This window comes from Leptospira hartskeerlii, assembly GCF_002811475.1.
Classification (GTDB): Bacteria; Spirochaetota; Leptospiria; order Leptospirales; family Leptospiraceae; genus Leptospira_B; species Leptospira_B hartskeerlii.
The window spans coordinates 474608-495474 of sequence record NZ_NPDL01000001.1 but is presented as its reverse complement, the minus strand read 5'-3'; the positions used below and the strand labels follow the sequence as shown (position 1 = coordinate 495474).

The following is a 20867-nucleotide window of genomic DNA, read 5'->3' as shown; positions in this document are numbered from 1 at the left end:
CTCCTCGGTTTCCCATGTCAATCCTCTAACTCTACTTCGACTTCGTCACCCACGATTCTAGTCTTATAGACTGGCAAATCTTCTACCGCAGGCATACAAAGTACCTTTCCGGTGCGGATATTAAACTTTGCGGAATGTCTTGGACAAACAATTACGTCCCCTTCCAAATCTCCTGTCGAAATATCCTCACCATCATGGGTGCAAATATCCGCGAATGCACAGACTTCGTCCCCCAGTCTAGTCAATCCTACCCTGTGGTAACGGGTTTCTGCAACGAATACCTCTCCTTCTTTCAGATCGGAAAGTTTCGCTAGTTTCTGAAATTCGCCCATTACTCGCCCAACATCCTAGATTCTATCATAGAAGATAATTCTTCGCGAACTGTTTCAGAAGGAAATTCTCGGACAACTTCGTTCAAAAAACCTTCTACGATCATTTTGCGAGCTTCTTCTTCCGAGATACCTCGGGACGCTAAGTAGAATAATTGCTCTTCGTCTATTTCTCCGACTGTGGCACCGTGTTCACATTTTACACTGTCAGCGAATACTTCTAATTTAGGAATAGATTCTGCTCTTGCAGTTCTGTCCAGGAGAAGGTTATTATTAATCTGGATCGCACCCACATCTTTACAATGAGAAGGTATATGAAGGTTCCCTGTAAAAACATGATGTGCCTTCTCTCTTACGACTGTGCGATACAAAATAGAACTTTGCGCATGGCTTTCAGAATGAAGAATGCGAACTTCCGTGTCTTGGAATTCTCTCGCTTTTAAAGGAGAAAGTCCCACATAACGTGTCCAACACCCTTTGCCGGCGACATTCGTATCATAGAATGATTTACCCTTATATCCGCCCCAAGAAGCAAGAGTCGCATGAAATTTGGAATCCTTCTCTTGAACTCCGTAAGTAGCTCTAAAATGAAAAGTAGAATCCCCCAGATTCTCCAAACTGGAATATTGAAAATCTCCATTAGGAGGAGTAAGAAGAACGGTGACTCCACTCATTAAAAGCAGATCTTTCTGAGAAGGTGATTCCCATCTTTCCAGAAAATTAGATTTTGCTCCCGGAAAAGCATCTACGATCAGAAGTGGAAGAATGATATTTCCATCCTTACATTCAACTTTGATCTCAGGAAAAGAAGAATGGTCTGAACCAAGTTGTATGTAATACGCGTGAGTGAACCTGGAAAATACAAAAAGTGGAAACCATTCTTTAGAATAAAACGAAACTGCTGGTCCGACTTTCTTTAAGACTTCCGAAAGTTTTTCTGAAGGAAGATCCTGTAACTTAGTAACCTTTGCATTTCCGGAAACAGTTACGGCGGAATCAGGACAAACTTTGGTATATTCTGAAATTTTAAAATTAGAAAGACTGATCTTTCTCCACGATTCAAGAGAAGAATCAGGGAATACGGCGACGTTCAAAAGTTTTTCGGCGTTAGTACGGAATTCTGTAAGAATGAAAGGCTCCTTCTTCTCCTTGATATACTCCGAAATAGATTCCGCCAAAAGCATTCCTTTAGTTCGCTCCGTTTAGGATCCAATCGTATCCTTTTTCTTCCAATTCCAGAGCAAGTTCTCTTCCGCCTGTTTTGAGGATCTTACCTTGCGCAAAAACATGAACGAAATCAGGAGTTACGTAGTTCAACATTCTTTGGTAATGTGTGATCAGGAGTATGGATCTTTCTGCTGATTTGTTTTTAGTGATCCCTTCGCTTATAATTCTAAGTGCGTCTATGTCCAAACCTGAATCAGTCTCGTCCAGAACTGAAAGTTTAGGTTTGAGAAGAGTCATTTGAAGGATCTCGTTCCTTTTTTTCTCGCCGCCGGAGAATCCGTCATTCACGTATCTTCCGATCCAAGTATCAGGAACTTCTAATAAAGCAGTGGCCTCTTTAAGTTCTTTGCGGAATTCTTTTACAGGTAAGTCCTTTCCTCGAACTGATTTTAAAATGGTGCGTAAAAAATTTCCGATCGTTACACCGGGGATACTAGTTGGATATTGGAAACAAAGAAAGATACCTGCTCTCGCTCTTTCATCAGTCGGTTTTTCGAGAAGGGATTCCCCTCGGAAAAATATATCCCCAGAGATCACCTTATATTTCGGGTGGCCCATGATGACATTTGATAAGGTACTTTTTCCGGAGCCATTAGGGCCCATGATGGCATGGACTTCTCCCTCGCTGATAGTGAGGTCGACTCCCTTTAGGATTTCCTGAACTTCACCGGATTCGGTTTCCACTCCGGCGCGAAGATTCGAAATTTTTAGTAGTTCCGCCACGTATAGGACCCCTGCCTAGGACTATGTTTTTATGCCTGAGGCGGAGATCAATAGGAAAGATGTTTGGAAGGAGCCGGACTTCAGTAGGATTCCCAGTCTAGGCGGAGAATGAGAACGTAATTCTCGCCCAGATTCAGGGTGAATAAGACATATTGGCGTTTGGTTTCTATATCATGGAAAGGTTCAGTAAATCCGGAAACTCGGCTAGAATGATAGGTTTCTGCCTTATGACGGATGAAGAAAGGTTTCCAAGCATAATTATTTCCGACCTCGGTAAGTAATCTTGTCCAAGGAAGATCGTATGCCTCTCTTTTGAAAGTAGGAGTTACCTGATAACCATGCATATCGGTGACCAGAACAGATGTAGTCTCTAGAGGAAGTTTATCCAGAATACTACTCAATGCTTCCGTCATCTTCTCTTCCGAAGAAGTCTCCAGATCTTTGAATAAGTTCACAAACTGATCCAAAAAGGATTGTTCTTTTCTGAGATTTTCCAGGATCTCTAAGAATCTAAGTCCGGAGAATTTTTCGAGAGAAGTTTTGAGAGTTTTATTAAAACGTTTTTTGTCCTGAAAGTCAAGAGCAGGACGAGAGAAATAAAAACCCTGAAGAAGATTGGCTCCCATGGATAGAGCAAGGTATAATTCTTCTTCGTTTTCCACACCTTCAAATAGAAGTTGAGAACCGAGCCTTTGGGACATTTCTGAGATCGCAGACAAAACGTTTTTGAAAGAGCGCCTGTTCAGGCTCTCTCTCATAATTTTTATGTCCACTTTCATAATATCAGGGTGGATGTAACCGATCCTTTCCAAATTGGAAAAACCGACTCCAAGATCGTCGACAGCGATCTTGATCCCTCTTTCTCTAAAAAGGCTTACTATATATAAAAGTTTTTCAATATTCCCTTCGAACTTATCTTCTGTGATCTCTAAAACTATATCGTTCGGGTTAATATCATACTTATCTATGAGGTGAAGAATATGCAGTCGTTTGATATCCAACACTTCTCCTGTGTAGACCATGGAGAGAAAATTAGGCATCATGTTTAGAAAAATTTTAGTCTTGAGACCAGTTTCCTTCACATGTTTGATCGCTTTTTCACGAATGATGCGATCAATATGAACTAGACGGACAGTATCGGTATCCGGATTATGAAAATGATAACCTAAAGAATGATACTTATTGGATTCGGGAGAAAAGACTCTGCCTAAAACCTCGTAACCTATAATATTACGATTTCCGACGTCTAAGATCGGCTGGTAATGAGGGGTATAATAACCTTCTCCCAGAGATAGAATTTGTTGTGACTCGTATTCGGCGAGCATGCAGATTCCCTCACTACTAGAATCCAGTTGAAGAATACACACAAGCATATTTCCCTGAAACGGCGTTAGGAATGAAGACGAAAGCTTGGAAAATTCCCCTTTTTTTCTTATTCTTTTCCTACATTATGGCAAATTATTTGTTTTCTTTTGTTACAAAGACCCGTCTTAGACGGGTTTTTCCATGAGAGAAAATAGGCGACTAATTGCCATTAGATGAACAACCTATGAAAGAACATTTAGGCTCCATTCTTCATCCTTCCACATTAGAACCTTTATTTGGAAAATATTTTGGTCCGGTCCAGATCGATAATTCCAAAGAATACAGCGCAGGACTTTTTTCCAAATTCAGATCCGTGGACTCTGTGCTCGTGGATATACTGGGTGAAAAAATCTTTTTAGAACTCAGGATCTACGCAACCAGATTTAAATCAGGCGCAAATCTTCTGCTCTGGAATAGAGAGACTGGAAATCTCCAAGAGATCTCACTTTTAGAGAGTGGGACTTCTTCCTTTATCCACCAAGGAAGTTTTAAGAACGGTTATTGGAGTTTTACTAAATCAGACAAAAGATTTAATTTCAGATTGGATGATAATATTCGCCAAGGTTATACTCATTCTGCCATCTGGGAAAAAAATCTGAACTTCCAATTGGATGCACTTGCTTATACTGGAGATAAGAATAAAGGGAGCTGGTTCACTCAAATTTCTCCTTCCGGCAAAGATTGGGTCTTTAAAAATCATTCTCCTGATTTAAGAGTAGAAGGTCAGCTCTCCTGGAACGACCTATCTGTTTCTTTGGAAAACGGACTTTTATCTTATACTGTCGGAAAAGGTTACAGTCCGGAAGCGTTCCCTTTGGAAAACCGGATCTATCTGAATGTTTCTGCAAAGAAGAAGGTTCAGCTCTATTTGGAAGATGAGATCATAGCCTGGACAATTGGAGAAGTTTCGGATCTAGGAAATGCTGTTTGGTCAGGAAACGGAAAACGTAAGATCGTCCAAGATCAAAATTCCAAATTGGAATTGGAGTTAGAACCTGAGATTGAGGCAAGCTTCTCCCGGCCCAAAAATCTTGGATCTGAAAAATTTATAAAAACATTATATACGGTTTCAGGATGGATCAAGACCAAATCCAAAAAGGAAAAGGTCTCCAACGGAATCGCGATTTTAGAAAAAATCCAGAATTAAGAAGCGATCAAAAGATCTAAAACGGTTTTACCGTCCATTTCTCCGGTGATCGGATTCATCGCTCTTTCAGGGTGAGGCATCATACCAGCCACTTTGAAATCAGGAGAACAGATCCCAGCGATATCATCCAAACTTCCATTCGGATTGTCACCAGCATACAGGAATAAAATGCGACCTTCGTCTTTCAGTTGCTTGCGGATCTCAGCGGAAGCGAAATAACATCCATCTCCATGAGCCACAGGAACTCTTAAGATCTTATCGTCAGCTAAACTACCGCTGATCTTATTTGAGTTAGAAGCTTTTTTAAGACCGATGGTCCTACAAACATACTTTAGATTTCTGTTACGTATCAATGCACCAGGAAGATAACCGGCTTCCGCTAAAATTTGGAATCCATTGCAGATCCCGAATAGTTTTCCACCGCGATCGGTATGTTCTTTTACCGATTTCATTACCGGAGAAAAAGGAGCCATTGCTCCGGATCTCAAATAATCTCCGTAGGAAAATCCTCCGGGAAGAATGACCAGATCGTATTTTTCGGAGAATTGGTCTTTATGCCAGACCTTGTCCACTTTCGCGGAATAGAATTCGGAAAGAACTCTTACGATATCATTATCACAATTAGAGCCTGGAAAAGTGACTACCGCAGCTTTCATTCAGTTATAATCTCCGAACGATAAGTTTCAATCACATGATTTACTAAAAGTTTTTCGCAAAGATTAGCCACAGTCTTCTTTGCAGTTTCAAGATCCGGAGAATCCAATTTGACCTCGATGTATTTTCCGACTCTTACGTCTTGGACTGATTTTTCGCCCAGTTCTTGCAGAGTGGATTTTACAGTGTTCCCTTGAGGATCGAGAACTGATTCTTTTAGAGTTACGTTGATTCTTGCGATAAACATTTTAATAGTCGGTCCTGTATTTCCTTATATGCCGCTTGCAATTCCACAATCAAACTCTCCGGCAGATCCGGAGGTGGCGGAACTTTATTCCAACCGGACTTTTCCAGATAATTCCGTAAGATCTGTTTGTCCATGCTGGGCGGAGTGGTCCCGATAACATAGACACTTTCAGCCCAATACCTGGAAGAATCGGGAGTCAAAATCTCATCGATCAAGATGACCTTATCTTCCCAAATTCCGAATTCGAACTTGGTATCGCAGAGCAAAATCCCGGCCCCTGCTACCAGTTCAGCCGCCCTGGTATAGAGGGAAATCGATTTTTCCTTCAAAATAGAGAAGAGTTCGGATCCTATCTCGTTTTTCATTCTCTCTTCAGAGATGTTCTCATCATGCCCTGTATCGTTTTTGATCGCAGGAGTAAAACTTGGCTCAGCCAGTTTTTGGGACTCTTTCAAACCGGGAGGAAGTTTTTTAAAAGCAAGTGTGCCGTCTTGTTTGTATTCTTTCCAACCGGAACCGGAAAGATAACCGCGGACCACACATTCGAAGTCGATCCGCTTACATTTTTTTACAAGAACAGAACGATCCTTTAAGTCCGGATGATCTTTGAATGGAGAAGGGAATTTAGAGACATCAGTCTCTATGATATGATTCGGAATATCCTTAAAGTAGGAGAACCATTCTGCGGAGATCTTGTTTAAAACTTTTCCTTTGCCTGGAACGATCTGACGGAATACCACATCGAATGCTGAGATCCTATCCGTAGAAGATAATATCAGGGAATTTCCTAAATCGTATACGTCTCTGACTTTGCCAATATAAGAAGGTTTTGGGAGTTCGCTCATCCTTGGATAACCATGAGAGCGATATCATCGTCGTGGGTCATATTCCCCGAATGTGCCAATATTCTTTCCAAAGAGAAATTTAGAATATCTTCTTTGGATTCCACGGCCTCTTTCAGGATCTTCTTCAGACTTTCTTCGCCCAAAATATTATAGTTCTCATCCGTTATTTCAGTGGCCCCGTCCGTGTAAAGTAATAGAGAAACGCCTTTTTCTAAGACTACAGATCTAAATTCGTCTTCTGTCCCAAGTTCTATCGGAATGATAAGAGGTCCCATGCCGGGCAATTCTTCGACGTTACCGTTATTGTACAATAGAGGAGGAGGATGTCCTCCGTTGGCATATTCAAAATTGCCTTTTTTATCTAGGATACCATAGAAGAAGGTGATGGAAAAATCTTCCGGTAGGATCTTCTCCAATTGTTGGCGAAGAGTTTTGACTTTTTCTATAAGAGTATTACTTCTTCCTAAATTGGAAACTTGCATCTTTACCATCGCAGAAAGAAGCGCTGCGGAAGGACCATGCCCGGAACAATCTGCAATAAACACATGGAGTTTATCTTCCTCTATCCACGCGTCTATAAAGTCGCCGCCGATCTGCATAAGAGGATGAAAGACTGAATTCACACTAAAGCCGTTCCACTCCAATTGTTTTTCGGGAACGAGTTCTTGCTGAACCCTTCTTGCCATCACCAATTCTTTTTCGTACTTTTTCTTTTGGTGTAAAAGTTCGTCCTGAAGATTTTTGATCCGGATAAATGCTCTGATCTTTGCGACCAATTCTTTCGGCTGGAAAGGTTTGTGGAGAAAGTCATCTCCTCCGTGAGCAATTGCCTCATCGAATCCTAACTCTCTATTATAAGCTGTGATAAATAAAATAGGAAGAAGGTTAAATCTGTCTATTTCTCTAAGTTCCTTACAGAAGGAAAATCCGTCCTGGCCGGGCATACTAACATCTAAAAGAAGCACATCGACTTGGTTGGTCGCGAGAAGTGTGCGTGCCTCTTCCGTATTCATCGCAGTTAAAACCTGAAAACCAAGAGGTTTTAATGTGTGAACTAAAAGTTTGAGATTGATATCCGAATCGTCAACCGCAAGGATAGAATAGTCGGAATAATTCAATTGGCTCTCTTGCTTCTCTCTATCCACGATCCGTTCCTATGTTCCTATCATTACAAAATTCGTATTTTATAAAATTGAGTGAATTTTTCAATCCAACAATTCTTCTCTCACCGCTTTGATCTTATCCAAACGATAGACTATTCGGTATAAGATCAAAAAAAGTAGGTGATAGGCCAAAATCCCTAGCCAAAAAGAGATCCTCATATCCGGGTCCATTCCCTTTTTCCCCAATACTGAGGAAGGGTGATTTCCAGGGTTGTCCATCCAACGAATTGCCCCCCAGGTTAAGAGTGCATTCACGCTGCAAAACAGACTTAAAAAAGCTGAGAAGATATACTTCTTAGTTTGGTCCAGTACTAAGAACCGCAATAGAAAGTAAGCCACAAGGCTAAGTACCAAAACAAAAAAAGAATTCAGACGAGCATCAGTCGTGTCCCAAGGAGTTCCCCAAGCCAAGTACGCCCAGATCGGTCCTGAAAATAAAACACCAATCGCAAATAGAAGAGAGATCTTATTTGCCGAAAGCGAAAGTGTATCCCAGATCCTGTCCTTAGTCACCAGATACGCAACCGCGCAGATGGAAGAAATTCCGGGACCATACAAGGCCACCCATGCAACAGGCACATGGAAATAAAAAATCCTATGAGAGATCCCCTGCTCTAAGATCACATTCGGGTAATACAAACTTAAGAGCACTGCAAACGGAAAAATCGATAAAAACAAAAGAGCGAGTATCCAGTCCCAGGCGGGATGCAGGAGGCGAATATTCATACGCTTGGAAGTGTGCAGGTATCCGCAAATTGTATCAAGAAGAATCCTATTCGTCGGAAGTCATTTCTACCAGAAGTGCACCCATGGAACCGTAAAAAAAAGAGAATGCCAAGATCAGACAAAAAGAACCCACCAAGGCGGAAAAAGGTTGGGAGATAAATTTTCTCTCAGCTTCCATTCCATATAAAAATACCGGAATAGAAAGAGGCACTAGAAGTAACGGAAGAAGTATCTCTTTCAAGCGAGAAGACAAACTAATATGAGAAAGACAAACTCCTAAAAAGGAAAGGCATAGTAGACCGGGAAAGAAGAATACGATCTGTCTTCCGAATTCGTTTATATCCGCGGGGAATGCGGAGAACATCAGGGCAAAAAGTCCCATAAGATAGATGGCGGACGCAGACAATGCGATAAATACTAAAATCGATTTAGAAAAATATAAAATCCAAGGAGAAATAAAAAGTCTGCTCGCGGTTCCACCACCCGCTTCTCTCTCTTCCCAGGTGAACTGACCGACTAATACGAATGATGCGACAAATAAAATGGCCCACTTTAATCCAATGAGTGCGATCAGATCAATTTTGCCGTTCCTTTCCAAAGCATAATGGAATAAAAACACCATCGCAGAAACTAAAACGAGTAATGATAATATTCCATTACTCGCTTTCCCTAATAGACGGAACTCCTTTCGGATGAGAGCTAAGATCGCTTTCATTTCGAATTTTCTCCCAATTCCAAAAGTCTGGACTTGGCATTCAAAGTAAAGTTAGGATCGTGAGTCACCATGATGATAGAAGAAGAATCAAGAACATTCTCTAAAACGGATCTTGCCTTGGATTCTCCCTCGCTATCCAAGGCAGTTAATGGCTCATCTAAAAGATAAAGATCCACGTTAGGCAAAAGAGCACGAACTAATGCGGCCTTCTGCTTCATTCCACGCGAAAAAGAAGAAACAGGGTCCTTTCTTCTTTGCCAAAGACGAAAATCTTTTAACCAAGAAATGATCTGATCTTCCGGTCTACAATCTCCCGCAATCCCTTTGAAATATTCTAAATTTTCTTCCAAACTTAAAGTGGTATATAAACCCAAATCGTGACCCAAGTATGAAAGTTTAGCGGATTTGGAAGAAGGGAATTTGATCTGGCCCTTGAATTTATCGTGTTGCAGAATGGACTTAAGCAATGTAGTCTTTCCGGAACCGTTCATTCCTCTCACAAATAAAACTTCGTTCGGAAAAACGGAGAAGGAAACGTTCTTTAAAACCGATTTTCGTCCGATATTGTACGATAGGTTAGAACATTCCAATACTGGAATCGATGTTTGTAATGGGACCAATGAGGACAATTTCCCTTTTAAAAGAGTATTTACAAGGCTTAAATTTTGCCAAGTCACTCTGCATATTCTTATTATTGATCTTTCCCAATATAACATTTGCACAATTCAAGATAGGAGACTCCGAATACGCAGGTATACTTTGGGGTGAGAATGATTTTCTAGATCCTGAGTTTTATCAAGACGGAAGTCTGGCCAGATCGGAGCAGGACTTTATAGTAGCAGCAGGCAGACATTGGAAAGGTGCACCTACCCCGTCCAAAGCAAGTTTTGAATACGAAGGAAAACAGATCACAAACTGCGGAATCTTCAATAATGAAGCAGTAGGATTATTACAATCTGCGGATCCTAAAAAAAGAGAGAAGGCAATTTCCATGTTGGAAGCAGGAATGAGATTCGATCCTTCCTTCTTCGCTTTTAGATATAATTTAGGAAGAGCCTATCATATAGAAAAAAAATACCAAAAAGCGATCTTTCAGTATGAATACGCAATCGCAGAAGTCCCTAAGTATTATAGAACTTATATGCACTTGGGAGTTCTTTACGAACTTCTAAATGAACAAATACAAGCAGTCATATATTATAAAAAAGCAGTCGAGCTGAATCAATTCCAAACTGAGGCGTTAGTCCTTCTCGCGGAACATTATATCAAAACGGATCTAAAGAATAGAGCCCAGATTTATATTAAAAAAGCATTAACCATAGACCAGAATAGTCCGGACGCCAAGCTGGGACTAGCACGTTTGGAGATTATGGGCGGCAGAGATTACTACGCTTACAAGATCTTCAGAAATACGGATCTGTACGACGACCAAGGGAAGAAGAGACCTTATAATAAGAAATTCCATTTTTATTTTGCGGAGACCGCGAGTAAGATAGGCGATTATGTCACGGCTGCAAAAGAATATGAGGAGTTATTAAAATTCCCCAATGACCCTTTCTTTACTGAATTCTCGCTAAAAATTATAGAAAGAAGAAGGGACCTGGCAAAAAGATTCGCAGAGATCAAGGCCGCTGACGAGGATGCGGAGAAGGAAGGCCAATAGCCCAAACCCGAAAAAGACTTGGCAAACGAAAAGAATCCGTCCAATCTTGAGACGGAGGATCCAATGAAAAACCAAACCAGGCTTTTCGCTTTGGCGACCCTCTTCTTCTTCGTTCCACTATTGGCCCAACAGAAACAAAAGGTCAACGAGGCGGACGTATTTCAGGACGAGACAAGCGAGTACACTAAGTCTCTTAAAAAAATCATCGTAGGTCTGGAAACAACGATCAACGAAAGATTAAAAGACTTAGAGCGCAAACACGATATACTCGTGGTCCTGATGCCGAAGTATGAGAAACGCCAAACCATTGTCACGGAAGACATTCCTTTCCAAGTTCAGGATGGGTACGAAAGCAATTTGTTTAAGTACATCACATTCCAGTTCAACAGCGGAAAGGTATCCGATATCACTTTAGCATCCGAAAGTAAAAGGATCTATTACGAAGTGATGTTCGAGAATAAAAAAATAGTCTTCAAACCGACAGATTTAAAATCGAGCGAGGTAACTCACGAAGTTTTTGAAAAAACGGAAGTGACCAGACTCAACGAGATGTCTCTCGAAAACCAGATCAAAGCTCTCAGATTGTTAGAAGCAAGTCTTCGTTCTTCCATTTATCGGATAGACATTCTATTAGCTTTGTACAAGGACAAAAAAGACCGCAAAAACTTATATCATATAGAGTTCTAAAAAACTCTTTCGATCTAGTTTTGTTGAAACCCTGAGGTGTTATTGCCTTGGGGTTTTTTATTTGAAGAAGGTCTTTCTCAATTCGCGGGTGCGGCCGATGATGAATTCAATTCTTCCATCTCCACAATACGAGAGCAGAATTTATTCGCAGATTTTATATTATGGGTTACCCAAAGAATGGTAACTCCTTCTTTCTGATTCAGATCGGAAAGAGCCTGCAAAACCTGATGATTCAAGATTGGATCTAAAGCGGAAGTCGCTTCATCTAAACATAAAATTTTAGGGCGGCAAAGCAGCGCGCGAAGAAGAGAAAATCTCTGGAGTTCTCCTCCTGAAAAAAAAGAAGGAAGGCGATTTCTATCTTTACCTTCAAGTCCCAAGATTGGGATCCATTTTTCTAGCAAAGATCCGTACAAGTTTTCTTCTTTGAGTAATTGTAAGGGTTCTCTTAAACTTTTTTCTAAGGTCCAAAGTGGATTAAAACCCAAAACAGGATCTTGAAAAACCGGTTGGATCCATCTGGCCGGGATATCCTTTCTAGATTTTCCAAAAATTTGAATGCTGCCTGTTTTTTTCCAAGAAGAAGGGATCGGAAGGTCTAATATTAGTCGCAAGAGTGTAGACTTTCCTGAACCGGAACGGCCCAAAATTCCGAGAAATTCTCCTGCTTCTACTTGTAGGTTCACCCCAGACAAGTAGGTTCTTTCGGGAGAAGATAGGGAAACATCTTCCAAAACGATGATCGTTTCTTTTTTCTCGGACACGGATACCGGTTTAGTGCTTGCTTAGAATTCTGACAACCAATCCCTTAAAGACATGAGTTTGAAAATTACGGAAGTAGGACCAAGAGATGGACTCCAAAATGAAAAGTCGGAGGTCCCAACAGAGGATAAATTACTTTATATCCAGAAGCTAGTCGCGGCCGGCCTAAAGCATATAGAAGCCACTTCTTTCGTAAGAAAAGAAAACATTCCTCAACTTGGAGATGCAAAAGAACTCTCCGCTTCGTTGGACCTAAAAGGGGATGTTCATTTTAGCGCGCTCACTCCCAATTTAAAAGGATACCAAGCTGCAATCTCTTCCGGATTTAAAGAAGTAGCAGTATTCACAGCCGCTTCGGAATCATTCACCAAAAAAAATATCAATCGAACCATCCAAGAATCCATAGACGGTTTTAAAGAAATTTTTGCGGAAGCAAAGAAGGATGGAGTGCTGGCAAGAGGTTATGTTTCTACAGTAATCGATTGTCCTTATGAAGGAAAAATCGATCCGAAAAAGGTTTTAGAAGTTTCTAAAATACTTTTGGACCAAGGCGCATACGAGATTTCTTTAGGAGAGACAATCGGCACTGCGGTTCCTGCAGAAGTAGACAAATTACTCAATACTCTTCTGAAAGAAATTCCTGCGGATAAATTAGCAGGACATTTTCATGATACATACGGAATGGCAATCTCCAACGTGCAAAAATCCTACGAATTAGGAATTCGATCCTTCGATTCTTCTTCAGGAGGACTAGGAGGTTGTCCTTATGCTAAAGGTGCTTCCGGAAACTTAGCCACAGAAGACTTAGTATATTATTTTCATAAATCAGGAATTCAAACAGGAATAGATCTTTCAAAATTATTGGAAGCTTCTGCATTTATGGAAGGAATCTTACAAAGAAAACTGGCTTCTCGTTCCTATATTGCATTAAAAGCAAAAGCGGCTTCTTAATTAGAAGTCGCTAAGAGCGAAATATGCCCTCTTCTCCCCTTTCCAAAGAGAAAAACCTAAAGAAAAGTTTTGATCTTTTATATAAGAACTATACCAAACCTGAATTCTTAGATTCTGATCCATTATTTTTATGTTATCTATATGATTCTCCGGAAGATAGAGAATTTGTAGGACTCCTATCCGCGTTATTCGCCTATGGGAATGTGACAGCAATCCGAGGTTTTCTTTCCAGACTTTTGGAACCGATGGGTAAACATCCAAAACAATATTTACTCAATCATGGAACCAAGATCTGGAAAAACCAATTAGGACCTTATCGTTTCCAAAAAGAGAAGGACATACTTTTGTTCTTACAAGCAATCCGATTGGCTTATTTGGAAATTGAAAAATCGGGAGAGAAATTTTTAGAATCTTGGTTTAGTCCGATCCATTCTAAAGATACAGGTTTAGAAAAAAGGATCTCAGGTTTTCAATCCAGGCTTTCAGAAATTTTAAGCCACTTAGATCCGGGTTGGAAATCCTACGGACTTTGTTTTTTGATCGGACTCGGAAATCCTAAATCTGCACATAAACGTTATTGTATGTTCTTAAGATGGATGGTCCGTAAAGAAGAACCTGATCTGGGGTTATATAAACAGATTAAAACCTCAGAGTTATTATTTCCTTTAGATACTCACATCAATCGTCTTTCTAATATTTTAGGAATTACGGAAAGAAGAACTTCTGATCTCAAAAAATCAAGAGAGGTCACCGATTATTTCCAGAAAATTTATCCGGAAGATCCTTTGAGAATGGACTTTGCTCTTTGCAGACTTGGGATCTTACGTAAATGTAAAAGTGTTTATATCGCTGAACTATGTGAGTCTTGCGATCTGAAAGAGGTTTGTAAGATTTATGGGAAAAAGAAGAAGAAGGTTGGTACCGCCACGGAGAATTGAACTCCGGTTACCAGGATGAAAACCTGGTGTCCTAACCACTAGACGATGGCGGCGTTTAATTAGTTCAGCTTGAGTCGTTTGGGATTCGAACCCAAGACCCTCTCATTAAAAGTGAGATGCTCTACCAGCTGAGCTAACGACTCGAACGTAAGAACACGATATTTTTCGGCCCTCTCTGGTCAAACGAATTTCATATAGTTTTTTACTAGTTTGGAGAAGTTTCCAAACATAAAAACTTTCGTTCGAATTAGAATCCGGAAGCGATCGTGTCCTTTCTGTCAGGTCCTGTAGAGATCAGATCAATGCGAACACCTATCAGTTTTTCCAAGGCACGGATATAATCCTTACAAGCAGAAGGAAGTTTATCGAATTCTCCGATGCCGGTGATGTCTGTCTTCCAACCAGGGAATTCTTCGTAGATCACCTTTACTTGATCCAACCCTTGAGAAGGGAAACAATCCAGTTTTTTGCCATTTCTTTCGTAAGCAACTGCCACAGGAATTTTATCATAAGCAGAAAGAACATCTATTTTAGTAAGTGCAATGGATGTAAGTCCGTTGATACGAACTGCATGTCTCAGAACTTCCGTATCGAACCAACCGCAACGTCTTGGTCTTCCGGTGGTAGCGCCGTATTCTGCACCTAGGGTCCTAAGTCTTTCCCCTTCTTCTCCATGAAGTTCCGTAGGAAATGGACCTTCTCCTACTCTTGTGGTATAAGCCTTTGTGATCCCAATTACACTTTTTAAATGATGGAATGCGATCCCGGATCCAATGAACGCTCCGCCCGTAGTAGGATTGGAACTAGTTACATAAGGATAAGTACCAAAATCGACATCCAGTCCGGTTCCTTGCGCACCTTCTAACAGGACTTTTTTACCTGCTTTTAATTGGGATTCCAAGTAATATGGAGTATTGATGATATTCTTTTGGATCTTAGAATAAAATTTCTTTACGTTCTCTAAAATTTCTTTAGCAGAGAGTTCTTCTCCGTCGTAGAGTTTTACGAGTTCCCTGTTTTTTTCATCGACTAGATGCTGGAGCCTTGTCTCGAAATCACTCTCTCTAAGATCTCCGACTCTAAGGCCGATCCTCATCATCTTGTCTGCGTAACAGATTCCGATCCCTTTTTTAGTGGTTCCAATCTTACGATCAGGAGTGCAGGAACTTTCTCTAGCGGAATCTATGAGCCCATGGAAAGGGAAAAGAAGATGGCATGCATCACTGATCAGAAGTTTTTCATATACAGGAAATCCTTCTGCTTGTAGTTTATCGCATTCTTCTATAAAGAATGTCGGATCTAAAACAACTCCGTTACCGATCACACAAACGGTTTGGTCGTAAATGATCCCGGATGGCACCAAATGAAAAACGTATTTTTTGCCATGAACCACCACTGTATGTCCAGCATTGGCTCCGCCCTGGTAACGTACTATGATATCCGTATCTTTGGAAAGGTAATCGATTACTTTTGCTTTCCCTTCGTCACCCCATTGGGTTCCGACCACTAATGTTGCGGGCATGGATTATTCCTTAATTCCTGTTTCTATTGTATCTGACAGATTGTATTTATATGATTTCAATTTTTGCATTTTACAGAATGTATTTAGATATTCTATGATCCGCTGACTTATTATTGTCCACAATATCCTCTAAGACCATTTCCAATGCGTCTACATTGATCGCAAATCCGCAGGCGTCTTTTTGGGTTCCGGAGAATAGCTCATACAGATGATCGTAAGCTCCTCCGGTTAGAACTGGTTCTGAACTTCCAGACACGTACCCTTGGAAAACAAATCCGGTATAATATTCCAAATCTGGAATAAGTGTATAGTCCGAACAAAATTCCAAACCAGGAGTTTTACCAAGAGAATCTATAATTTCTCCTGTTTCAGAGATGATCTTTTGGAAAGAATTAGAAAGTCCTAAAGAAGCAAATTTTTTACCTAGATCTTCTTTATGAGAAACAAATCCCAAACATAAAGATTCTAAAACTGGGAAAATCCTAGAAGCATTCCTAGTTTCCAGAAAACGGCGGATCTCAGGAAGATTCTTCCTATATAATAAAAACGACAATTGCCTTTTTTCGGATCTGGAAAGTTCCAAGGACTCCAGAACAGAATGAAAGACTCCCACGTTACCAAGAACAACAGTCAATGGCGAACGCAGTTTAATTCCGGAGAATAAACCCGAAATCTCTTTCAAAATTCCTAAAATAGCCGGAGCGCCCGAACCACCTATATGCTCTGCGCCTACTTGCAGGATCTCTTTTCTAGATCCGCTCTTTCTACCATAGTCTCTGAAAATTTTTCCCTGATAGAAGATACGTTGGTTTTCTTTGCGGTGCGCAAAACCGGCCATACCTTTTACCGCCTGAACAGTCAAATCTGCGCTAGGGGAGATCTCATTTCCGTCCGAATCCCTGAATCTATATAATGCAGAGGAGTCTTCTGCCGACATGGTGAGCAAAAAAGAAGAAGAATAATCAAAAGAAGGTAAAAATACCTCAGAGTATTTGAATTCTTGGAGCTTGGAACCGAGGGAATTTAGAAGTTCCCTTCTTTCCGAACTCTCGTTCGGTCCAAAAAAATGAAATCCATCCGGGATCCATTTTTTCTCGCTAAACTCTGGAGGATTATGTGTCATCTGTTCTTTACGAAAAGCCCCAGAGAACAGTTCCTTTTGACTAGGGTAGAATTCAAATCGTTTTTCCCAAAAAATAGAATGACAATAAGCCTTCCAAGGATAGAAAGTATTCTCCGGAAATCGCGTATCGAACCTTAAAGTTCGAGCTCTAAGCACCGAAACCAGATTAACCGCAAGACCTTAAACAGAGACGTAGCATGGCAGAAAAAGAACAATCCGTCGGAAGATGGCAGAAGGAATTCTTCGAGAACATTCACCTATTCAAAAGATCAGGGATGAGCGAAGAAGAAGCTAAAAAGATACTTCAGAAATTTCTTTATCTTTGTTCCGTAACTCCAATGCCTCCGGTCATGGATGTTTTCAAGGATCCATCTTCGTTAGAAAGGATCGGTGTATACACTCCTCCCGAAAAGAAGGCTCGGGAATTCATGATCGAATTCCTTTCTCCCATCATGAAATTTTTTACGGTAGAAGGGATCGAAAACCTAGCCGCAGTAAAGCCTCTGATCGGAAAATACCCTGTTACATTGATTTCCAACCACCTCAGTCATTTGGACGCTCCCGCGATCTTCCAACTTTTATATCATGCTTCTCCGGAAGGTAGAGAAGTAGCCGAACAACTGGTGTTCATCGCAGGACGTTTGGCCTACGAACCTGATTTTACTAGACTTGGATTGTATATGTTCGGAACTCTTTTGGTCTGCTCCAAGAGAGATATGGCGGATAACCCAAGTCTTTCAGATGTGATGACCAAAATTAATATGAGGGCATTCCGGCATTCTCAAAAACTACAACAAGAAGGTAAGATCGCCGCAATCTTCCCCGAAGGAACCAGATCCAGAGACGGAAGGTTAATGCCTTTTGTGGATACAGTTTATCACTATGTTGCGAATAAAGTAATTCTTCCAATCTCATTGGAGAAGACCGACAAAATCCTTCCTACCACAAGTTTACTTTTTAACCAAGTGGCAGGAAAACTCACCATCGGCAAACCAGTGTTAGTCGGAGAATTATCTAAAAAGGAAATGGCTCATTTCCCTAAAGATGTCGAACATCTTCCATTCCCGGAACATGGGGACAAAAAACAATTCCTGATCGATAACTTGGCACTGCTTGTAGGACAGAATCTGAATAAACACCAACACGGTATTTACAGGAACTTGTATAACGCGGATGCTAGGGACGAAAACAAACTTATCAAGGTGCCAAAAGAACCTAAAGAGAAGGTTGTGGTAATCGGGAATAGTAGTATGGGAATTGCCATCGCAACCGTACTTGCCAATAAAGATGTTAATGTTTTCGTTTACCATCCTGATAAAGAATACACTTCTCAATCTAATACGGAAAGAAGAGATCTCAGGACTTATTCTCTATACAAACTTCCTCCGAATATGGTATTCACTTCCGATCCGGAGGAATTAAAAACTGCGACCTTATTTATCCAAGGAACCAACCCTTGGGAATTGCATACGATCTATCCTGATCTGCAACCTTATCTTTCTAAGAACAAGGCTCCATTCTTCAATATCATCAAAGGTTTTACGAGCGCAGGTTTGATCCTGGATGATCTACAACATGGATTAGGATTAGAAGACGATAGGATTGGAGTGATCTCCGGTGCTTGTTATCCTGACCAGATCATGGAGAGAAAAATTTCAGGATTCGAGATCGCGGCAGTGAACGAAAGCCTGATCCCTCGCATTCAAAAATTATTAACTACAGGTTATATTTTCCCAAGACCTGCGATCATTCCGACTGACGTAAAAGGTGTACAGTTAGGCGGAGCACTCAAAACAATTTACGCTCTTGTAATGGGAATTGTAGAAGGTTATTTCCAACAAACTTTAGGTGGGAATGTAGACAATTCACTCTTCCATCTTTCCAATCGGTTCTTTAATGAGATGGTAAAAGTGGGAGTGAGTATGGGGGGAAAACCGGAAACATTCCAAGGTCTATCCGGACTCACCGACTTTATGTTATCTTGTTTCGGAACAGACGCAAAAGACAGAAAAACCGGTTACGATATAGCAAATGGTCAGCCTTCCGAAAAGATGTCTAACGGTTTCTACGGGCTAAAAGTAATGCCAAACCTAATGAAGATAGATCCTAACGAAGTTCCGATCATGTATGCAGCTTATGAAGTGGTCATCAATAAGAAGGATGTTCGTAAAGTTGCAGAAGCAATGGAAGAAAGACTTTCAAGAGTATGAAAAATCATCAAATTAAATTTAGTAAAATTTCCGTCTTACTCATGTTTTGGTTTATATCTTATTTTTGCAAAAAGCAAGATCCAATCCCTCTACAAATTTCATTCGGATCGAACGGGTATTTAACGGAAAATAAAATAGAATATAAACCGGAAAACCTAATGGATAAATACATTAGTCCGTATTGTGTTAAACCGGGAAACGAAAAACCTCAGTTTACTATCACCTATAATCAAGAGGTAAAGTTGGGCTTATTGCATATAATGAATGGATATGCGAAAGGAGACTTATTCGAAAAAAATAGTAGGGTAGCTAAACTGAACATTAAGTCGGATGATGGAAATTCAGTTGAGATTGTGATTCCAGATGAAAAAGAATCCTTTGTTAATTTCGGAAAAACACTAACTGGCAAAGAATTCAAATTTTTTATCGAAGATGTACATAAAGGCTCTAAATATGAGGACATATGTATTTCGGAAATAGGATTTGATAAAAATGAGTTTTCAGGAAGCATAAATTTTAATGCATACTGTAATTTTCTTAACGAAACCTTCAAACAAATAGAAATCATAGGCGTTGGCAGTAGCATATATCTTTATCCAAATGGATCTGTTGGCGGACACGGCAGCCCGGCCCAAGTTGATATCGAAAACGAGATATCGGGTAAATGGAAGTTATATAAAGACGAAAGAGGTTTGCTTAGTATAGATGTGAATTATGTATTAAGAAAAGTACAGGCTGCTAATGATGACCTTACTGTAACGAGTTCAGAAACAGTAGAGCATAAGTCGGAAAATTCATTTTCTTTGGATTTAAGTACGAATGCTAAATGTACCACGTTGGCAGATAGCACATTCGAAATTGTAGAAGAAGGTAACAGAAATAGCAGCGCTGAAATTCAACTAACCAAATAACTTCTCTTATTATTTCGACCTATAAGACGCACTGAGTAGGAAATGTTTGAATAATTCCTACTCAGTCCTCCTACAATAAAGAGAATCGGCATCAAAACTGAATTTAATCTCTGAATCAACGATCTTATCCAAAAACTTGGACTCCAATGCCCCGTCCAAATCCTTTTTAAATTCTGAAAAACTTTTAGTTTGGCCGAAACTTGCACAAACTAAACGACAGCAAATATTATCGTCCGTTTACGAAAATTTCCAGAAGTCCTTCCGACAACGCTTCGATCTCGGAGGCTCTTTCTTTCAGAAGTCGGAATGTTTTTTGTAATGCGATTTCCATTTCTTCTTTAGGAACTCCGAATGTGGTCAGCCCCAATTGAATCACAGTTGCCATCATTCTAAGCCTGTCTATCTTTCCAGAATGTACCATTTCTTCCAAAAGACTTTGGAATACTCCTCTGAATGCCAAAGTACGGATTAGGTATTCTTGCTCATCAAACTGCGGATTATATTTTTCGAATAGGATCTTGCTTCTATGAGAGCCCCGATTTCCAATCATATCCATCACACCTTGGGTCTTATATGCCGCTAAGTATGTTTCCGCTATGGTAAGTTTTTTCTGGCAAAGATAGAATTGTAATCCTACTTCCATGGCAAAAACCAAAGGAGGATCCATCTCGCCTACCAGGCGTTCGGCGGTCTCACCCGCTTCGTTGAATACTTCTCCCGCTATTGCGAGCAGTATCTCTTCCTTATTCTTGAAAAAATGATAGAGACTTCCTGTAGTGATCTCTGCTTCCTCAATGATCCTACGTATGGTTGCCTTCTCATATCCTTCGCTTACGAAAAGTTTTCGGGATACTTCTAAAATTTTAGCCCGAACTCGATTGGACTGTTCTATTCTCTTCATCTGTTGACACCCTGCCAGAACCGAGCCTGCGCATTTCGCCCCTTGTGGGATACGCTCG

Annotated in this window: 22 protein-coding genes and 2 tRNA genes; 7 read left to right on the top strand and 17 right to left on the bottom strand. The window is 40.5% G+C overall.

Translation table 11 applies throughout. From position 1 onward, the window contains the following. Positions 1 to 17: 17 nt before the first annotated feature. From CH352_RS02290 to CH352_RS02275, 4 genes are all read right to left on the bottom strand, one after another. Positions 18 to 332, bottom strand: coding sequence for a Rieske (2Fe-2S) protein (locus CH352_RS02290; protein WP_100706359.1), 315 nt, complete (start codon positions 330 to 332; stop codon positions 18 to 20). Continuing rightward, positions 332 to 1513: a SufB/SufD family protein gene (locus CH352_RS02285; RefSeq protein WP_100706360.1), complete on the bottom strand. Its 1182-nt coding sequence runs from the start codon at positions 1511 to 1513 to the stop codon at positions 332 to 334. Before CH352_RS02285 ends, CH352_RS02290 begins: the two co-directional genes overlap by 1 nt. A gap of 4 nt (positions 1514 to 1517) precedes the next feature. Next, positions 1518 to 2279, bottom strand: coding sequence for a Fe-S cluster assembly ATPase SufC (gene sufC / locus CH352_RS02280; protein WP_100706361.1), 762 nt, complete (start codon positions 2277 to 2279; stop codon positions 1518 to 1520). A gap of 80 nt (positions 2280 to 2359) precedes the next feature. Then, positions 2360 to 3604: an EAL domain-containing protein gene (locus CH352_RS02275; RefSeq protein ID WP_100706362.1), complete on the bottom strand. Its 1245-nt coding sequence runs from the start codon at positions 3602 to 3604 to the stop codon at positions 2360 to 2362. Between the two features lie 203 nt (positions 3605 to 3807). Here CH352_RS02275 and CH352_RS02270 point away from each other — a divergent pair, with 203 nt between their 5' ends. Further along, positions 3808 to 4791, top strand: coding sequence for a DUF2804 domain-containing protein (locus CH352_RS02270; RefSeq protein ID WP_243396275.1), 984 nt, complete (start codon positions 3808 to 3810; stop codon positions 4789 to 4791). Here the strand turns inward: CH352_RS02270 and purQ are convergent. The 7 genes from purQ to CH352_RS02235 are packed head-to-tail and all read right to left on the bottom strand — an operon-like array spanning position 4788 to position 9857. Further along, the gene (purQ, locus tag CH352_RS02265; protein WP_086447054.1) at positions 4788 to 5447 is read right to left on the bottom strand and encodes a phosphoribosylformylglycinamidine synthase subunit PurQ; all 660 of its coding nucleotides are present in this window, start codon (positions 5445 to 5447) and stop codon (positions 4788 to 4790) included. The two genes, CH352_RS02270 and purQ, sit on opposite strands and share 4 nt — an antisense overlap. Continuing rightward, a complete protein-coding gene (gene purS, locus CH352_RS02260) occupies positions 5444 to 5692 on the bottom strand; it encodes a phosphoribosylformylglycinamidine synthase subunit PurS (RefSeq protein ID WP_100706364.1) in 249 nt (82 codons plus the stop codon). Before purS ends, purQ begins: the two co-directional genes overlap by 4 nt. After that, on the bottom strand, positions 5668 to 6537 hold the full coding sequence (locus CH352_RS02255) for a phosphoribosylaminoimidazolesuccinocarboxamide synthase (protein WP_100706365.1): 870 nt from the start codon (positions 6535 to 6537) through the stop codon (positions 5668 to 5670). Before CH352_RS02255 ends, purS begins: the two co-directional genes overlap by 25 nt. Then, complete coding sequence (locus CH352_RS02250) at positions 6534 to 7682, bottom strand: PP2C family protein-serine/threonine phosphatase (RefSeq protein ID WP_100706366.1); 1149 nt, start codon at positions 7680 to 7682, stop codon at positions 6534 to 6536. The genes CH352_RS02255 and CH352_RS02250 overlap by 4 nt, the downstream gene beginning before the upstream one ends. Positions 7683 to 7742: 60 nt before the next feature. After that, complete coding sequence (ccsA, locus tag CH352_RS02245) at positions 7743 to 8426, bottom strand: cytochrome c biogenesis protein CcsA (protein WP_100706367.1); 684 nt, start codon at positions 8424 to 8426, stop codon at positions 7743 to 7745. 46 nt (positions 8427 to 8472) lie between these two features. Continuing rightward, positions 8473 to 9141: a heme exporter protein CcmB gene (locus CH352_RS02240; RefSeq protein ID WP_100706368.1), complete on the bottom strand. Its 669-nt coding sequence runs from the start codon at positions 9139 to 9141 to the stop codon at positions 8473 to 8475. After that, the gene (locus CH352_RS02235) at positions 9138 to 9857 is read right to left on the bottom strand and encodes an ABC transporter ATP-binding protein (protein ID WP_423789693.1); all 720 of its coding nucleotides are present in this window, start codon (positions 9855 to 9857) and stop codon (positions 9138 to 9140) included. Before CH352_RS02235 ends, CH352_RS02240 begins: the two co-directional genes overlap by 4 nt. Here CH352_RS02235 and CH352_RS02230 point away from each other — a divergent pair. Together CH352_RS02230 and CH352_RS02225 are read left to right on the top strand one after the other, a co-directional pair. Next, entirely contained in the window at positions 9761 to 10804 is a 1044-nt protein-coding gene (locus CH352_RS02230) for a tetratricopeptide repeat protein (RefSeq protein ID WP_100706370.1), read from the top strand. The two genes, CH352_RS02235 and CH352_RS02230, sit on opposite strands and share 97 nt — an antisense overlap. A gap of 63 nt (positions 10805 to 10867) precedes the next feature. Next, the gene (locus tag CH352_RS02225) at positions 10868 to 11491 is read left to right on the top strand and encodes a hypothetical protein (protein WP_100706580.1); all 624 of its coding nucleotides are present in this window, start codon (positions 10868 to 10870) and stop codon (positions 11489 to 11491) included. Positions 11492 to 11568: 77 nt separating this feature from the next. Here the strand turns inward: CH352_RS02225 and CH352_RS02220 are convergent, their stop codons facing one another. Beyond that, positions 11569 to 12255 (bottom strand): ABC transporter ATP-binding protein, encoded by a 687-nt coding sequence (locus CH352_RS02220; protein ID WP_100706371.1) that lies wholly within the window; start codon positions 12253 to 12255, stop codon positions 11569 to 11571. 52 nt (positions 12256 to 12307) lie between these two features. On the opposite strand from CH352_RS02220, the gene CH352_RS02215 reads away from it, so the two are divergent. Together CH352_RS02215 and CH352_RS02210 are read left to right on the top strand one after the other, a co-directional pair. Then, positions 12308 to 13204 carry a hydroxymethylglutaryl-CoA lyase gene (locus CH352_RS02215; RefSeq protein WP_207766664.1) on the top strand — a complete coding sequence of 299 codons (897 nt, stop codon included), beginning with the start codon at positions 12308 to 12310 and terminating at the stop codon, positions 13202 to 13204. 23 nt (positions 13205 to 13227) lie between these two features. Next, positions 13228 to 14142, top strand: a complete 915-nt coding sequence (locus tag CH352_RS02210; RefSeq protein WP_100706372.1) for a TIGR02757 family protein — start codon at positions 13228 to 13230, stop codon at positions 14140 to 14142. Here the strand turns inward: CH352_RS02210 and CH352_RS02205 are convergent. The 4 genes from CH352_RS02205 to CH352_RS02190 form a co-directional block, all read right to left on the bottom strand. Next, a tRNA-Glu gene (locus tag CH352_RS02205) sits at positions 14121 to 14195 on the bottom strand. The genes CH352_RS02210 and CH352_RS02205 overlap by 22 nt on opposite strands. Before the next feature lie 17 nt (positions 14196 to 14212). After that, positions 14213 to 14285: transfer RNA gene (locus CH352_RS02200), tRNA-Lys, on the bottom strand. A 104-nt stretch (positions 14286 to 14389) separates the two neighbouring features. After that, on the bottom strand, positions 14390 to 15664 hold the full coding sequence (locus CH352_RS02195) for an adenylosuccinate synthase (RefSeq protein WP_100706373.1): 1275 nt from the start codon (positions 15662 to 15664) through the stop codon (positions 14390 to 14392). Between the two features lie 70 nt (positions 15665 to 15734). Further along, positions 15735 to 16787 (bottom strand): ATP phosphoribosyltransferase regulatory subunit, encoded by a 1053-nt coding sequence (locus CH352_RS02190; RefSeq protein ID WP_207766665.1) that lies wholly within the window; start codon positions 16785 to 16787, stop codon positions 15735 to 15737. A gap of 197 nt (positions 16788 to 16984) precedes the next feature. On the opposite strand from CH352_RS02190, the gene CH352_RS02185 reads away from it, so the two are divergent. Together CH352_RS02185 and CH352_RS02180 are read left to right on the top strand one after the other, a co-directional pair. Continuing rightward, entirely contained in the window at positions 16985 to 18997 is a 2013-nt protein-coding gene (locus tag CH352_RS02185) for a 1-acyl-sn-glycerol-3-phosphate acyltransferase (protein ID WP_100706375.1), read from the top strand. After that, complete coding sequence (locus tag CH352_RS02180; RefSeq protein WP_100706376.1) at positions 18994 to 19908, top strand: NADase-type glycan-binding domain-containing protein; 915 nt, start codon at positions 18994 to 18996, stop codon at positions 19906 to 19908. The genes CH352_RS02185 and CH352_RS02180 overlap by 4 nt, the downstream gene beginning before the upstream one ends. A gap of 226 nt (positions 19909 to 20134) precedes the next feature. On the opposite strand, the gene CH352_RS02175 is transcribed toward CH352_RS02180, so the two are convergent. Continuing rightward, a complete protein-coding gene (locus tag CH352_RS02175) occupies positions 20135 to 20809 on the bottom strand; it encodes a TetR/AcrR family transcriptional regulator (protein WP_100706377.1) in 675 nt (224 codons plus the stop codon). Positions 20810 to 20867 lie beyond the last annotated feature (58 nt).

Excerpts from the sequence above, each read along its gene's own strand:
- CH352_RS02290 (WP_100706359.1), bottom strand. The coding sequence starts at position 332 with ATGGGCGAATTTCAGAAACTAGCGAAACTTTCCGATCTGAAAGAAGGA.
- CH352_RS02285 (WP_100706360.1), bottom strand. The coding sequence starts at position 1,513 with ATGCTTTTGGCGGAATCTATTTCGGAGTATATCAAGGAGAAGAAGGAG.
- CH352_RS02275 (WP_100706362.1), bottom strand. The coding sequence starts at position 3,604 with ATGCTCGCCGAATACGAGTCACAACAAATTCTATCTCTGGGAGAAGGT.
- purQ (WP_086447054.1), bottom strand. The coding sequence starts at position 5,447 with ATGAAAGCTGCGGTAGTCACTTTTCCAGGCTCTAATTGTGATAATGAT.
- purS (WP_100706364.1), bottom strand. The coding sequence starts at position 5,692 with ATGTTTATCGCAAGAATCAACGTAACTCTAAAAGAATCAGTTCTCGAT.
- CH352_RS02255 (WP_100706365.1), bottom strand. The coding sequence starts at position 6,537 with ATGAGCGAACTCCCAAAACCTTCTTATATTGGCAAAGTCAGAGACGTA.
- ccsA (WP_100706367.1), bottom strand. The coding sequence starts at position 8,426 with ATGAATATTCGCCTCCTGCATCCCGCCTGGGACTGGATACTCGCTCTT.
- CH352_RS02240 (WP_100706368.1), bottom strand. The coding sequence starts at position 9,141 with ATGAAAGCGATCTTAGCTCTCATCCGAAAGGAGTTCCGTCTATTAGGG.
- CH352_RS02230 (WP_100706370.1), top strand. The coding sequence starts at position 9,761 with ATGAGGACAATTTCCCTTTTAAAAGAGTATTTACAAGGCTTAAATTTT.
- CH352_RS02235 (WP_423789693.1), bottom strand. The coding sequence starts at position 9,857 with ATGTTATATTGGGAAAGATCAATAATAAGAATATGCAGAGTGACTTGG.
- CH352_RS02225 (WP_100706580.1), top strand. The coding sequence starts at position 10,868 with ATGAAAAACCAAACCAGGCTTTTCGCTTTGGCGACCCTCTTCTTCTTC.
- CH352_RS02215 (WP_207766664.1), top strand. The coding sequence starts at position 12,308 with ATGAGTTTGAAAATTACGGAAGTAGGACCAAGAGATGGACTCCAAAAT.
- CH352_RS02210 (WP_100706372.1), top strand. The coding sequence starts at position 13,228 with ATGCCCTCTTCTCCCCTTTCCAAAGAGAAAAACCTAAAGAAAAGTTTT.
- CH352_RS02195 (WP_100706373.1), bottom strand. The coding sequence starts at position 15,664 with ATGCCCGCAACATTAGTGGTCGGAACCCAATGGGGTGACGAAGGGAAA.
- CH352_RS02190 (WP_207766665.1), bottom strand. The coding sequence starts at position 16,787 with ATGACACATAATCCTCCAGAGTTTAGCGAGAAAAAATGGATCCCGGAT.
- CH352_RS02185 (WP_100706375.1), top strand. The coding sequence starts at position 16,985 with ATGGCAGAAAAAGAACAATCCGTCGGAAGATGGCAGAAGGAATTCTTC.
- CH352_RS02180 (WP_100706376.1), top strand. The coding sequence starts at position 18,994 with ATGAAAAATCATCAAATTAAATTTAGTAAAATTTCCGTCTTACTCATG.
- CH352_RS02175 (WP_100706377.1), bottom strand. The coding sequence starts at position 20,809 with ATGAAGAGAATAGAACAGTCCAATCGAGTTCGGGCTAAAATTTTAGAA.